Source organism: Frigidibacter sp. RF13 (assembly GCF_026626305.1).
GTDB lineage: Bacteria > Pseudomonadota > Alphaproteobacteria > Rhodobacterales > Rhodobacteraceae > TMP-24.
Genome location: NZ_JAPNUE010000002.1, coordinates 139261 through 153105, shown reverse-complemented (window position 1 = coordinate 153105; position 13845 = coordinate 139261). Strand labels below are relative to the sequence as shown.

Genomic DNA, 13845 nt, shown 5'->3' with positions numbered 1-13845 from the left:
CCAGATATGGGACGGCCGCCGAAATCCGGCGGACACCGTTGCACACAAGACAACGGAAAAGCCTTTGAATAAAAAGGTGTTTTCGGCTTTTGGACCCTGTGCTATCGTCACAGGCAAATCACAAAGAACCCGGCAAAGACCGGGACGAGGCAGTAGGCAGTGACAGGCATCATACCCACCGTTTGGCGGTGCATTTCGCACATGTGCACCCTAACCCTTCAGGCGCTCGCGCTTGTTCTTCTGGCATCGGGCGCTTGGGCCGCGCCCTACGCGGACTATGTGATCGACGCGCGCACCGGCGAGGTCCTTCATCAGGACAATGCCGACACGCGCCTGCACCCGGCCTCTCTGACCAAGATGATGACGCTCTACATCGCGTTCGAAGCGATCGAGCATGGGGAAATTTCCCTCGACACGATGGTGACCATATCAAAACACGCCGCTTCTCAACCGCCGTCGCGGCTCGGGCTGAAGGCGGGCCAGCGGATCGCGCTGCGCTATCTGATCCGGGCAGCCGCGATCAAATCGGCGAACGATGCCGCGACGGCAATCGGCGAGGCGATCGAGGGCACAGAAAGCGCCTTCGCCAAGCGCATGACCCGCACGGCCAACGCCATGGGCATGTCGAAGACCACCTTCAAGAACGCCAATGGCCTGACCGCGCAGGGGCACCTCTCGACCGCGCATGACATGACCATCCTCGGGCGGCGGCTTTTCTACGATTATCCGCAATATTACGGCCTCTTTTCGCGCCGCACGGCGGATGCGGGCATGGCGCAGGTCGCCTCGACCAACCGCCGCTTCCTTGACAGCTACGAAGGCGCGGACGGGATCAAGACCGGCTATACCTCACCTGCGGGCTTCAACCTCGTGGCCTCGGCCCAGCGCGGCAACAAACGCATCATCGCCACCGTCTTCGGCGGCAAATCGACCGCGAACCGCAATGCGCGCGTGGCCGAACTTCTGGACCTCGGCTTCGGAAAGGCGCCGAACAAGGCCAAGATCTCGCCCCCGCCGGCCATCGCCTATAACGGAGATGTCAGCGAGCCCGAAGAGGATCTGATGGCGGAGACTATCGCCGCCAATGTCGATCCGTCGGTGCCTGCGGCAGGCAAGATCATCCGTTTGAAACTTGCGGTCACCGAAAGCCCACGCCCGCGCGCCAGACCACTGGCCGCACCGGTCGCGATCGCCGCGGCCGTGGTGGCGCCGGATGCTGACATCACCGCCGAAGCCGCCGAGATGGCCGACGCGACGGACGAGCTGATGGCCTCGCTCGCCGGAACCATCGACGCCGCGCTGGCCGAGGCGAATGCCGAGCCCGCCTTCGAGCAGACTGCAACGCCGCAGCCCGAAACACTCGCCATGGCGGAGCAGGTCGAAACCGTGACGCCCGTGCCGGAGACCACCGAAGCGGCGCCGGGAGCAGTGGCGATCGCGGCAGCTCCCGAGGCCGCCCCAGAGGAGGACGCGACCGCGGCCATCGCCACCGCATCCGCGATCGCACCGAAGACGACGCCCGTTCCGCCCGCCCGCCCGGGCGCCGCCGTTACGGATGCGCCGACGGCGGTTGCAGAAGCCGCGCCAGCGACCGAAGAGGGTGCCGAGACCGCGTTCGCCGCGACTGTGATCGCCGACCCGGAAAGTGCCGACATTCCGAAGGATCTTGAGGTCGCGGCTGCGGCCACCGAACCTGCAACGACCCCTGTCACGCCCGACGACAATCAACTGAGCGAGGCGGTTCTTTTGATGCCGCCTGCACCAGCGGCGGCATCTGACGCAACATCTGATGCGGCGGCCGAGGTGATCCTCGCCAGCGCCGACGCCTCGGTCGAAATGCCGGTCGAACCGAAGAATCCCGATTTGGAAATCGTCACCCGCGTATCCACCTCCGACGGCCGCGAATGGGGGATCAATGTCGGCAGCTTCTCGTCCCGCTACAATGCCGAACGCGAGCTTCTGCGCACCGCGCTTGTCGAGATGGCAACGCTCGACGAGGCTTTGCGCAAGGTCTCAAGCCGCAAGGGCGCGTTCGATGCCAATTTCGTCGGCATGACCCAGGAAGATGCCGAACTCGCCTGCCGCCGCCTCAGCGCGCGCGGGACAGAGTGCACGGTGCTGAACCCGGCTGGCTAAGTAAGGCGGTGAAAGCCCAGCGTCGCCCGAAATCTTTGAAAGATTTCGGACCGGATTTCGTCACGAAATCCGGCGCCCCCGGCGACGGGGACTCACGGCTTCGGCCTCTCGTCCCAGTCCTTGTTCAGGATACGCTGTGCGTCGCCTTCGGGGTCGTCATACTGGCGGGTCTTCAGGGACCAGAGAAAGGCCGCAAGCCCAAGCCCGCCCAGGATAAGCGAGACCGGGATGAGGATGACGAGCATTTCCATTGCAAGCGCCTATTTCAGACGCAGCGCGTTGAGTGTCACCATGAGCGACGAGGTCGACATGGCGAAAGCCGCGATCAGGGGCGTGGCGAACCCTGCCAGCGCTACGGGCACCGCGAGCGCGTTATAGCCGAGCGACAAGGCGAAATTCTCCTTGATCCGCGCCCGCGCCTTGACGGCGATGGCACGGGCTTCGGCGATGGGTGCCAGCGACTGGCCCAGAAGCACGATGTCGGACGCGGTGCGCGCGGCGTCAAGCGCCGAGGCGGGCGAGACCGAGACATGGGCGGAGGCAAGCGCCACCGTGTCGTTCAACCCGTCGCCCACCATCAGCACGCGCGCGCCCCTTGCCTTCAGCGCATCGATATGGGCGGCCTTCTCGACGGGCAGCATGCCGCTTTGCCAGTCTGCGATGCCGAGCGTCCGTGCGAGCCCCGCCACCGGTCCTTCGGCGTCACCAGATAGAAGCGTCACGCCAAGGCCCGCGGCCTTCAGCATTCCGACCGCCTCTTCCGCGCCGGGCCGCAGCCGGTCGGCGAAGATCAGGGCCTTGCGGGTAGCGCCGACGGCAAGGTAGCTCGCGCTGTCCGCGACCGCCTCAGTGCCAACCCAGGCCGCGCGGCCAAGTCGCACACGGCTCCCCTGCCACAGGCCCTCGACACCATAGCCTGCGACCTCGCGCAGGTCGGTGACGTCAGCCGCCGTGACCCCGCGCGCCTTCAGCCGTTCCGCGATCGCCAGAGACAGCGGATGGGCCGAGCCATCGGCAAGTGCGAGCGCCACGGCGGCTTCCTCGTCCGTCAGGATATCAAGGTTCGCCGGTTCCGGCGCACCCATGGTCAGGGTGCCGGTCTTGTCGAAAACCACATGCGTCACTTCCGCCAGCCGTTCCAGTGCGGTGCCGTCCTTGACCAGCAGCCCCTTGCGGAAAAGCCGCCCCGAGGCCGAGGTCACGACCGACGGCACCGCAAGTGCCAGCGCGCAGGGGCAGGTGATGATCAGAACGGCGGACGCTATGTTCAGCGCCAGACGCGGATCGTGGGTGCGGGTGATCCAGAAGAGGAACGCGCCGAGCGCCAGCAAGTGAACCATCGGCGAATAGCGCCGCGCCATCCGGTCGGCGAGCGAGATATAGCGGTTCTTCGCGCTTTCCGCGACCGCCACCAGATCGGCAAGACGGTGCAGCGACGATGACGCGCCCGCCGCCTGTACCCTCACCTGAAGGGGCCCGGTCAGGTTGACCTCGCCCGCACTGACCAAGGTACCAACCTCCACCGCGACAGGCCGGGTTTCGCCGGTCAGGAGAGAGCGGTCGACCTCGGACGCCCCCGCCTCGACCACGCCGTCGACGGGCATCCGCGCGCCGGGCCGCACGAGGACCAGATCGCCCGACAGAACTTCTGCCACTGGCACCAGTCGCGCCTCGCCGTCCCCGTCCAGCCGGACCGCGCGCGGCACTTCCAGCGCGGCCAATTCCTCAGCCGCAGACCGGGCGACAGCGCGCGAGCGATAGTCGAGATAGCGGCCGATCAGCAGGAAGAAGCATAAGGACACGCCCGCGTCGAAATAAGCATGCTCTCCGCCCATGATCGTCTCGAAGAGCGAGACGGCTGAGGAAAGGATCAAGGCGAGCGAGATCGGCACATCCATCCCCAGCTTGCGCGCCCGGATCGAGGCGAGCGCAGAGGCAAAGAAGGGCTGGCCCGCGAAGACGAGCGTCGGCAAGGCGATCATCGCGCTGATCCAGTGGAACAGGTCGCGCGTGGCAGCCTCTGCCCCCGACCAGACGGCGACCGACAGCAGCATGATATTCATCATGGCGAAACCGGCGACGCCCAAGCGCATCAAGAGGTCGCGCCCACGCTTTTCGCTTTCGGTCGTAGTCAGGAGCCCCGGGTCAAGCTCGAACGCCGGTTGGCCGACCTCTTCCAGCGCGGCGATCAGCCGCTCTGGCAGCACTTCGGGCGCGGCCATCACCGAGACGCGCCGACGGGTCAGGTTGACACGCGCCGACAGGACGCCCGGTTCCGCCGTCAGGCGTCGTTCGATGGTGGCCATCGCCGTGCCGTCGCGTGCCTCGGGTATCGAAAGCACGATCCCCTCGGAGGCCGCCCGCAGCCGCGACTGCGCGAGCATCTCGGTCGCGGGCAGCGCGACGCAGGCCGGGCAGGCGGAGAGGGAGAGGGGTTCGGCAAGGCTCATGGCCTAGCCTTTCACATATAGATCGAGACGCTGGTGAAACCGCGTGCCATCCTCTGACCGCGCCTCCAAGAGCACCATCCAGCGGCCTTTGCCCAGATCGACGGGTGCGCGGAAATCGCCGTTCCTGTAGGTGAAGGCGGGTGTCTTGTCTTCTGCGGCCTCGGTCGTCCGACCGATGAGGGCGCTGATGTCTTTCGCCTGCACCGGCTGGCCCGCCCGGTCGCGGAAGGAGAGGATCAGTTCGCCCGCCTCGTAGCGGTAGCCGAGCGTCCAGCCGAGCCTTTCCTGCGCGGCGCGCTCTGCCTCGAAGCTCTGCGAGGCGACATAGGAATTCTGCACCTCAAGGCCGGGGAAAGTGCCGACCGCCTTCACCGCCATGAAGACATTGACGCCGATGATGACGGCGAAGGCCCCGGCGGTGATGGCAAAGACCTTACGTCCTGTCAGTTCGCGCGCCATGTCACTCTCCCTTGCCATGGAAGACCGTGTCGGCGCTGACCCGGTCAGTGGCCTCTGTCAGATCGACGACCCAGAAGCGCATTTCCAGAAGCCCGCCGTCTGCGGCCTTGGACCCGGGCGCGGCCGTCACATAGATGCGCTGGGTCAGGGTGCCGTCGGCGGGCACGTTCACCACCGTATTGTCGCGCCCTTCGAGCGAAATCTCCAGTGCCTCCTCAGCCGTGACCGAGACATGGAAGGGACGCTCCTCGCCATGCTTGTTGTGAAGGCGCACTTCGTAGGTGTTGCGGATCGTGCCGTCCTTCAGCGTGACATAGAGCGGGTTCCTGACCGGCGTGACATTCAGGCCGATCGGCGAGCGCAGGAAGAGTGCCGCGACCATAGCAACCCCGACCGAGGCCCAGAGGGCCGTGTAAAGCAGGGTGCGCGGCCTGAAGATATGCTTCCAGATATTGCGCGCCTTGCCGCCGGCACGTTCGACCGTCTCGTCCTTCAGCGCCATATAGTCGATCAGGCCACGCGGCTTGCCGATCCGGTCCATCACCTCGTCGCAGGCATCGATGCACAAGGCACAGGTAATGCATTCCAGCTGCTGGCCTTTCCTAATGTCGATCCCCATCGGGCAGACATTCACGCAAGCCATGCAATCGATGCAGTCGCCCTGCTTCTCCGCCTCAGCATCATCCGGTTTCCTCAGCTTGCCGCGCGGCTCGCCCCGCCACTCTCGATAGGCGACGACGAGTGTATCCTCGTCCATCATCGCCGCCTGGATGCGGGGCCAGGGGCAGGCATAGATACAGATCTGTTCGCGCGCGAAGCCGCCGAAAAAGAAAGTGGTGAAGGTCAGGATCGCCATCGTCACGTAGGCGACCGGATGGGCGGTGCCGTCGAGAAGCGCCCAGAAAAGCGTGGGCGCATCGGTGAAATAGAAGATCCACGCGCCGCCGGTCGCCAGCCCGATCAGGAACCAGACCAACCACTTTATGGCGCGAAGCCGGACTTTCTGCGCGTTCCATTTCTGGTGATAGAGTCGCACACGCGCATTGCGGTCGCCCTCGATCCAGCGCTCGACAAGGATATAGAGATCGGTCCAGACCGTCTGCGGGCAGGCATAGCCGCACCAGACCCGGCCGAGCGCGGAGGTGAAGAGAAAGAGCCCAAGCCCCGCCATGATCAGAAGGCCCGCGACGAAATAGAACTCGTCGGGCCAGATTTCGATCATGAAGAAGAAGAAGCGGCGGTTGGCCAGATCGACCAGCACCGCCTGATCGGGAAGGGACGGCCCACGGTCCCAGCGCAGCCAGGGCGTGATGTAATAGATCCCCAGCGTCACCGCCATGATGATCCATTTCAGATTGCGGAACGTGCCTTTGACCCGGCGCGGAAACACCGGTTCGTGCACCGCATAAAGCGATGGAGGGCTGTCGTTGGCGCTCATACGGGCTGCCTGTTCACTGTTCGCGTCCTCGCTTCTTATGCGGATCAGGGTGCCGCCGGGCTTTGATGTAGGTCAACAGTGGATCCGGCGTGAGCCGTCAAATCGCCGCAGACCGGGCCTTTGTCCGATCAAAGAGACCGACTGGGGGCGGATGTTCGTGGCGGAAGCTGCGACTGGGCCGGCCTGGCCATTCGCGGACGGATGTGACGCGGACAGTTCGGGCTGGGTCATGGGTGCGGGCCGCAACCCGCCCGATTGAGCTAGAAACATTGCCATTGCCCGCAATTGAGACTTGCCAGCTGGGCGTTCCGGGCGCCTGATGAAGGCAAGATGCGCCAACCTTTCACAAGGGCCACAAGGCGCGCGAGGGAGGGGCCATGCCGGAAAAACGCCGCGCGGGCGATGCGAATGAATTCTCAGCCGCCGAGATCGGCGCGCTTGCGCACCTCTACCGGGGCGAGGTCTATCGCTCCACCATCTGGCGGACGCGACTCGATACCACCACCAACTGGTCAGTCGTCACGCTCGGCGTGGCCTTGTCGATCACCTATTCCTCGCCCGGCGCCTCGCCCTTGCCGCTGGTCCTTGTCGGCATCCTGATAATGCTCTTCCTCGCGCTCGAGGCGCGGCGCTATCGCTATTTCAGCGTCTGGCGCGCGCGGTCGCGCTGGCTGGAGCGGAATTTCTACGTGCCAATGCTGCAGGATGGCGACCTGCATACAGAAATGAACTGGCAGCGCATCCTTGCCGACGATTACGCCCACCCGCGCTATCACGTCTCTTATCTGGTGGCGGTGGCGCGGCGGGTAAGGTCGAATTATCTGTGGATCCTCCTGATCCAGACCTTGGCCTATTGCGGCAAGATCACCGTCCATCCGGTGCCGGTGCAAAGCTTCGCGGGCTTCGTCAACCGCGCCGATATCGGCCCGATCCCAGGTGAGATCGTCCTCTTCGCCGGATTTCTCTATGTCGCCGCCTGGACCGGGCTCGCGCTCTGGATCACCCGCGTCGACGCCCGCCGCATCCGCCAAAGGGGCGGCACGCCCGAGATGGGGTGAGGATAGGGCGGGGGCTTCATACCGGCACGCGCGCCGCCTGCGCGCGCAGCCATTTGATGAAAGTGCGCTTGGCGTCCGACAGCGGCCCCGGCGCTGTGACGATGAAATAGCCGCTGTGGGTATCGTTGCAATCGTCCAGCAAGAGCCTGAGGCGGCCCTCGGCAATATCCTGTTCGACGATGGCCGAGCTGGCCACGAACAGGCCAAGCCCGGCGCGGCCGGCGGCCAGCATAAGCTCTTCGGTCAGGAAATAGCTTTTCGCGCTGCCTGAAAGATCCACGCCGCTACAGGCCAGCCATTGCTCGGTTTCGGGCCAGCCCTGCTCCAGCACCCATGGCAAGTGCTTCAGGTCGCCGGGCGACAGGTTCTCGCGGCCCTGCAACAGCTTTTCCGCCCCGATCGCCATCATCCGCGCCGAGGTCAGAAACTCCGCCTCGACTCCCGACCATTTGCCCAGACCATAGCGGATGCCGACGTCTATCCCCTCGCGCCTCAGGTCGACGACGTCCTGTTCGGCGCGCAGCGTCAGGGTAATGTCGGGATGGTTTAGCCAGAAATCGCGCAGGCGCGGCATCAGCCAGCGTTCGGCGAAGATCGGCGTGGTGGTCACAGAAAGCGCGTTCGGCTTCTGCCGCGCCCGCAAGGCGAGAAGCGCCGACTGTATCTCGGCAAATCCCCGGTTCGCGGCAGCGGCCAGTTCCTCGGCTTCGGCCGAAAAAACCAGCGTGCGGCCCTCGCGATGCACCAGTGACCGACCGAGATATTCCTCAAGCCCGCGCACCTGCTGGGCGATGGCGGCATGGGTGACATTCAGCGCCCGCGCCGCCGCGCTAAAGCCGCCAAGGCGCACCGCCGCTTCAAGCGCGCGCAGGGCGGACAGCGGGGGGAAGCTAAGCCAGTCAATCTGCGCCATCTGTTAGTTTTCCTAACATGAAGGAAATCCAATTGATTGGGATTTTCTGCGGAAAAGGCATAGTTTTCAATCAGAAACTTCAACGAATGGAGAAGGAAATGTTGAACATACTCGCCGATACGCTCTATGTCGCCACCTTTCAGGAGCTGCCCCGTCGCAAGGTGCACTGGCCCGAAGAGCGGCCCGCCAGGAGGGCACTGGAATCCGCAGAACCGCGCCGCCGTCGCCGCTGGTTGTCGTTTGCGGGGATCCTTGGCTAGGGCGTATCAAGAAGATGGGCGTGGCGGGCGACGAACGCCGCGCGCACCTCGGCTGGCGGGCGCAGCCGGATCTCGATCGCCGGAAGATCCTGATGCGGGGGGCGGCCGAAGAATCGGTCGGCCTCCGCACGCGTGAAGCCCGCGATCTGAACCGCCTCGGCCCAGGCCGATATCCGGTCGGCGCGCTTAATTTCCTTCTTGATCGCCGCAGGCAGGCTGCCCGGCAGGCCGAAGCGCAGGTGGACGGCCGCCGTCAGCCGCTCGTCCAGCGCCCCATAGCCCGGCCCGATCGCCGCCTTCACCGGACTGATCATATCCCCGATCACATACTCCGGCGCGTCATGCAGAAGCGCCGCCAGCTGCCAGCGCGCGCCGATGCCCGGGTTGAGATACGAAAAGATTTCCTCGACCAGCAGCGAATGTTCGGCGACCGAATAGGGCCAGTCACCAACGGTCTGCCCGTTCCAGCGCGCGACGAAGGCGAGGCCATGTGCGATATCGGCGATCTCGATATCCAGAGGTGTCGGATCGAGCAGGTCGAGTCGCCGCCCCGACAACATTCTCTGCCATGCACGTCTATTGGCCACAGTTCACCTGAAACCGCACGGTCCGCGCGACCGCCGCTTGACCGGCCGGGGACAGTGGATGTTGCTCTGGACCGTTCATTACGAGTGCGGGGGCGGGTACGTCAATCGAAGGTCTTGCGGAGCATTCCAGAGCGTGACCCGGGACGAGAGCATTCAGATCGAGCTGGTGCGCGTGATCTGCATCACCTGCATGATGTGGGTCCATGTAGCGCCCGGCCTTGCCACGCCGTCCTTCGTCAACGGCGGCTCGGGAACGGCAGCCGGTATCTTCTTCGGCGAAACGCTCGGGCGGGTCAGCGTCACGACGCTGAGCTTCGTCTCCGGCTATCTTTTCTGGACAACGGGTATCGCGAAACCGTTCCCCGATGTCGCACGGCGCCTCGCCTTCTCGATCCTGCTGCCCATGCTGATCTGGAGCGCGATCTTCATCCTGATGGCCTGGCTGCGCGGCCGGATGGGGGAGCCGTCGAATGCGATTGCGCTGGTCGGCGAGGGCTGGATGGGCTGGGTCAATGCCTGGACCGGTCTTGCCGGACGCACCGCCAATCAATCGCTGTTCTTCGTGCGTGACCTGATCGCGGCGACGCTGATCCTGCGGCTAATAGCGCCGCTCGTGCGGCTGGCACCTGTGCTGAGCGTCCTGATCGCGATTGGCGTGAATTTCCTGACGCACACCCAACCTTTTCTGTTCCGGCCGCAGATCCTCACCTTCATGATCCTGGGCGCGGCCTGCGCTCAGCGCGGCTGGACCGTCACACATCTGGCCGCGCCACGTTTCTCACTGATCTGGGGTTTCGGCTTCAGCATCGCAGCGACCACGCTTTACCATCTCTACCCGGGCGAGGCTTTCCCGTTCGAGATCGCCCATGACCTTATGCGCCGCGCGGGGATCGGTTGCCTGATCGTCGCCATAGCCTATGCGCTGGTCGAAAACCCGGCCGCCCGAAGCGTCGCCAATTGGGGGCGGCACAGCTTTCTGGCCTATCTGTCGCATGCCTGCATCATCGGCGTTCTATGGCTGCCCTGGTCGCGGATCATGGGATCCGAACAGGAGCCCCCATATCTGTTGTTCTTTCTTGCCATGCCCCCGCTCTGCATGGCGCTGGCCATAAAGGCCGGGCGGCTGGTCGACCGGTTGCCGCCTCTTCTACAGATCGCGCTGCGCGGCCGGATATTCCGCGACTCCGGCCGGGCGGGCCGGGTTGATTGCCCTGAGGGGAAGGGAATGTTATCTGACCGCAAATCTTGATTGAGGAGCACGGCCTGATGGCTCAGGACTATATCGTCAAAGACATTTCGCTTGCCGCCTTCGGCCGCAAGGAACTCGACATCGCCGAAACCGAAATGCCGGGCCTGATGGCGCTGCGCGAGGAATATGGTGCGGCCCAGCCGCTGAAGGGCGCGAAGATCGCCGGATCGCTGCACATGACGATCCAGACCGCGGTGCTGATCGAAACGCTGACGGCGCTGGGCGCCGATGTGCGCTGGGCCTCGTGCAACATCTTCTCGACCCAGGATCATGCGGCGGCGGCGATCGCGGCCTCGGGCACGCCGGTCTTTGCCATCAAGGGCGAGACGCTGGCGGAATACTGGGAGTATACAGACAAGATTTTCCAGTTCGGCGGCGAAGGCGGCACCTGCAACATGATCCTCGACGATGGCGGGGATGCGACGCTTTACATCCTGATGGGCGCCCGCGTCGAAGCGGGCGAGAAAGATCTGATCGAGGTTCCGACCTCGGAAGAAGAGGTCTGCCTCTTCAACCAGATCAAGAAGCGGCTGGCGGCGAGCCCCGGCTGGTTCACCAAGCAGCGCGCTGCGATCAAGGGCGTCTCGGAAGAGACCACCACCGGCGTTCACCGCCTCTATGATCTGCACAAGAAAGGCCTCTTGCCCTTCCCCACGATCAACGTGAACGATTCCGTCACCAAGTCGAAGTTCGACAACAAGTACGGCTGCAAGGAATCACTCGTCGACGGCATCCGCCGCGCCACCGACACGATGATGGCCGGCAAGGTCGCGGTCGTCTGCGGTTACGGCGACGTGGGCAAGGGTTCTGCCGCCTCGCTTCGCGGCGCGGGCGCGCGCGTGAAAGTGACCGAGATCGACCCGATCTGCGCCCTGCAAGCGGCGATGGACGGCTACGAAGTCACGCTGCTGGAAGACGAGGTCGCTTCGGCCGACATCTTCATCACCACCACCGGCAACAAGGACGTGATCCGCATCGAGCATATGCGCGAGATGAAGAACATGGCCATCGTCGGCAACATCGGCCATTTCGACAATGAGATTCAGGTCGCGGCGCTGAAGAACCACAAGTGGACCAACGTCAAGGACCAGGTTGACATGATCGAGATGCCGTCGGGCGCCAAGATCATCCTCCTGTCCGAAGGCCGCCTTCTGAACCTTGGCAATGCCACCGGCCATCCGTCCTTCGTGATGTCGGCCTCGTTCACCAACCAGGTTCTGGCGCAGATCGAGCTGTGGACCAAGGGCGCCGAATACAAACCCGGCGTCTATATCCTGCCCAAGCATCTGGACGAAAAAGTCGCTCGCCTGCATCTCAAGCGCATCGGCGTGAAGCTGACGGAACTGCGCAAGGATCAGGCCGACTATATCGGCGTGACGGTCGAAGGTCCGTTCAAATCGGATCACTATCGCTACTGACGCAGCGCAAACTCGACGGGAAGGGGGCGGTTTTCCGCCCCTTTTCTTTTTGGGGTGAAAAAAGCCCGATCTTTCACTTTGCCAAAAACGCTGAACCGACCGTAAGCTTTCGCCCGGGCGGCAATCGCCGTCTTCAAGATCAACATAATCCGGAACGGTTGGAGCTGACGATGGGAAAGAGGGACGAACTGATCGCCAAATATGCGGACGATCTGAAGAACAAGTGCAAGATGACCCCCGACATGGACCTTCTGACCAAGGTCACGATCGGCTGTGGTCCGGCGATCTACAGCGCCGATTCCGAAACCGTCGCGGCAAGCCAGGCGTCGGAACTTGAACTGGTGAAGAACAACTTCCTGGTCAAGAAGCTCGGCCTCAAGGACGGGCCCGAACTGATGGCGGCGATCAACGCCGTGATCGAAACCTACGGCAAGTCCGAGCGCAACAAGTACCGTGCCGTGGTCTACTACATGCTGACCAAGCATTTCGGCAAAGAGAAAGCGTACAAGTAATCCTTCGGGAACGCACCGCGATTCCTAAGGAAGAGTTTATTTAACCTGCTGTTTCTCTTGAAATTTTAGGCACTCTGCCCTTGCCCGGGCAGGGTGATGCGGGGTATGTTCTTCCTGTCAGGCCAGGATGGCCGAGACCCGGATTTCACGTGGTGCAGGGGTGCACACGGGTGGAAAGGGTCCCGGCCAGCAGCGTCGGGACCCTTTTTCATTCAGAACAGCATTAGGATGGCACCCATGATCGCGCAGGCGAACGTGGCATTGGCGCCGTCGATCAGCGTCAGCTTCGAATTACGCATCGCGAAGGCATAGTTCATCGCCAGAAACGGCATGACGAAGAAGGCGCCAATTCCAAGGCCCGCGACAATCCCCTTGCCGACCGTATCGATGCCCGCCATCGAGAATATGTGCCGCATCATGCCGGCAACGACGACCATCGCCAGAAAGCCGGTGACATAGGGCATGGGGTTCGACCCGTTCGCGGGTCGGCCGTCTGCGCCGACCGCCACTCCCGAGGCCGCCATCCAGGCCTTGCTGAGGCTCATGTACCAGACCGCACCGAAGACATAGGCGCCTAACGCGGCAGCCAGCACATTGAGAAGTTCCATCGCGTCCTCCCTCGGTTCACGCTGGCGGCAGGATGGCGCGCGAGCGCCGTCCGGCCAAGCGAAAACTCAAGGGTCGACACCACCAAGGGTGCAGATGATCCGCCATTCCTCTTCCGTCACCGGCTGGACGGACAGGCGCATGTTGTTCACCAGAACCATCTGCGAAAGCCCGGGATGGGCCTTGCAATCCTCAAGCGTCACCGGCCGCGCGAAGGGCTTCACCGCGCGGATATGGACGCAATCCCAGCGCGGATCGTCGGTGGTGCTGTCGGGCGCGCTTTCGGCACTCACTTCGACCACGCCCACGATTTCTTTGCCGATATTGGAATGGTAGTAGAAGCCGCGCTCGCCCACTTTCATCGCCCGCATGTTGTTGCGGGCCTGATAGTTCCGGACGCCGTGCCATTCCTCGCCCGCCGCGCCTTTTGCGACCTGCTGGTCCCAGCTCCAGGTGTCGGGCTCGGATTTGAAAAGCCAGTAGGCCATCAGCCGATCACCTTCTTCCATTCGATGACCGAGACGCTTTCGAAAAGCCCGGCCTTGCCATAGGGATCGCCCGCCGCCCAGGCGTTCGCGGCCTCAAGGTCCTCGGTCTGAAGGATCACCAGTGAGCCGACCATCTGGCCACCTTCCAGGAACGGACCGGCCATCTCGACCACGCCGGTTTCCTCGATATAGGCAAGGTGGGCGGCGCGGTTGGCAAGGCGCACTTCAAGCGCGCCGGGCTTGTCGCGGCAGATCACGGCAAAACGCATCG

At 63.7% G+C, this 13845-nt stretch carries 15 protein-coding genes; 6 read left to right on the top strand and 9 right to left on the bottom strand.

Going from position 1 to position 13845, the window contains the following annotated elements; translation table 11 throughout:
- Positions 1 to 201 precede the first annotated feature (201 nt).
- A complete protein-coding gene (locus tag OU426_RS06385) occupies positions 202 to 2136 on the top strand; it encodes a D-alanyl-D-alanine carboxypeptidase family protein (RefSeq protein WP_267633095.1) in 1935 nt (644 codons plus the stop codon).
- 92 nt (positions 2137 to 2228) lie between these two features.
- Here OU426_RS06385 and ccoS read toward each other — a convergent pair whose 3' ends face one another.
- Genes ccoS through ccoG form a run of 4 tightly spaced genes read right to left on the bottom strand, consistent with a single transcriptional unit; the run spans position 2229 to position 6483 of the window.
- On the bottom strand, positions 2229 to 2387 hold the full coding sequence (gene ccoS / locus OU426_RS06380) for a cbb3-type cytochrome oxidase assembly protein CcoS (RefSeq protein ID WP_267633094.1): 159 nt from the start codon (positions 2385 to 2387) through the stop codon (positions 2229 to 2231).
- 9 nt (positions 2388 to 2396) lie between these two features.
- Positions 2397 to 4586 (bottom strand): heavy metal translocating P-type ATPase, encoded by a 2190-nt coding sequence (locus OU426_RS06375; RefSeq protein WP_267633093.1) that lies wholly within the window; start codon positions 4584 to 4586, stop codon positions 2397 to 2399.
- Between the two features lie 3 nt (positions 4587 to 4589).
- Positions 4590 to 5045 carry a FixH family protein gene (locus tag OU426_RS06370; protein ID WP_267633092.1) on the bottom strand — a complete coding sequence of 152 codons (456 nt, stop codon included), beginning with the start codon at positions 5043 to 5045 and terminating at the stop codon, positions 4590 to 4592.
- Between the two features lies 1 nt (position 5046).
- Positions 5047 to 6483 carry a cytochrome c oxidase accessory protein CcoG gene (gene ccoG, locus OU426_RS06365; protein ID WP_267633090.1) on the bottom strand — a complete coding sequence of 479 codons (1437 nt, stop codon included), beginning with the start codon at positions 6481 to 6483 and terminating at the stop codon, positions 5047 to 5049.
- A 377-nt stretch (positions 6484 to 6860) separates the two neighbouring features.
- On the opposite strand from ccoG, the gene OU426_RS06360 reads away from it, so the two are divergent.
- On the top strand, positions 6861 to 7541 hold the full coding sequence (locus tag OU426_RS06360; RefSeq protein ID WP_267633089.1) for a DUF2270 domain-containing protein: 681 nt from the start codon (positions 6861 to 6863) through the stop codon (positions 7539 to 7541).
- Between the two features lie 16 nt (positions 7542 to 7557).
- Here the strand turns inward: OU426_RS06360 and OU426_RS06355 are convergent, their stop codons facing one another.
- Positions 7558 to 8454 (bottom strand): LysR family transcriptional regulator, encoded by an 897-nt coding sequence (locus tag OU426_RS06355; protein ID WP_267633088.1) that lies wholly within the window; start codon positions 8452 to 8454, stop codon positions 7558 to 7560.
- 98 nt (positions 8455 to 8552) lie between these two features.
- Between OU426_RS06355 and OU426_RS06350 the strand changes: the two genes are divergently transcribed.
- On the top strand, positions 8553 to 8714 hold the full coding sequence (locus OU426_RS06350; protein ID WP_267633086.1) for a hypothetical protein: 162 nt from the start codon (positions 8553 to 8555) through the stop codon (positions 8712 to 8714).
- Here the strand turns inward: OU426_RS06350 and OU426_RS06345 are convergent.
- A complete protein-coding gene (locus OU426_RS06345; RefSeq protein ID WP_267633085.1) occupies positions 8711 to 9274 on the bottom strand; it encodes an HD domain-containing protein in 564 nt (187 codons plus the stop codon). The genes OU426_RS06350 and OU426_RS06345 overlap by 4 nt on opposite strands.
- A gap of 160 nt (positions 9275 to 9434) precedes the next feature.
- On the opposite strand from OU426_RS06345, the gene OU426_RS06340 reads away from it, so the two are divergent.
- The 3 genes from OU426_RS06340 (at position 9435) to OU426_RS06330 (ending at position 12480) form a co-directional block, all read left to right on the top strand.
- Complete coding sequence (locus OU426_RS06340; protein ID WP_267633084.1) at positions 9435 to 10550, top strand: acyltransferase family protein; 1116 nt, start codon at positions 9435 to 9437, stop codon at positions 10548 to 10550.
- A gap of 17 nt (positions 10551 to 10567) precedes the next feature.
- Positions 10568 to 11968: an adenosylhomocysteinase gene (ahcY, locus tag OU426_RS06335; protein ID WP_267633082.1), complete on the top strand. Its 1401-nt coding sequence runs from the start codon at positions 10568 to 10570 to the stop codon at positions 11966 to 11968.
- Between the two features lie 170 nt (positions 11969 to 12138).
- Positions 12139 to 12480, top strand: coding sequence for a DUF2853 family protein (locus OU426_RS06330; RefSeq protein WP_267633080.1), 342 nt, complete (start codon positions 12139 to 12141; stop codon positions 12478 to 12480).
- Positions 12481 to 12692: 212 nt separating this feature from the next.
- On the opposite strand, the gene OU426_RS06325 is transcribed toward OU426_RS06330, so the two are convergent.
- The 3 genes from OU426_RS06325 to OU426_RS06315 form a co-directional block, all read right to left on the bottom strand.
- Positions 12693 to 13088 (bottom strand): DUF1761 domain-containing protein, encoded by a 396-nt coding sequence (locus OU426_RS06325; protein ID WP_267633078.1) that lies wholly within the window; start codon positions 13086 to 13088, stop codon positions 12693 to 12695.
- 66 nt (positions 13089 to 13154) lie between these two features.
- Complete coding sequence (locus OU426_RS06320) at positions 13155 to 13574, bottom strand: EVE domain-containing protein (RefSeq protein ID WP_267633076.1); 420 nt, start codon at positions 13572 to 13574, stop codon at positions 13155 to 13157.
- Positions 13574 to 13843 (bottom strand): YciI family protein, encoded by a 270-nt coding sequence (locus tag OU426_RS06315; protein ID WP_267633075.1) that lies wholly within the window; start codon positions 13841 to 13843, stop codon positions 13574 to 13576. Before OU426_RS06315 ends, OU426_RS06320 begins: the two co-directional genes overlap by 1 nt.
- Positions 13844 to 13845 lie beyond the last annotated feature (2 nt).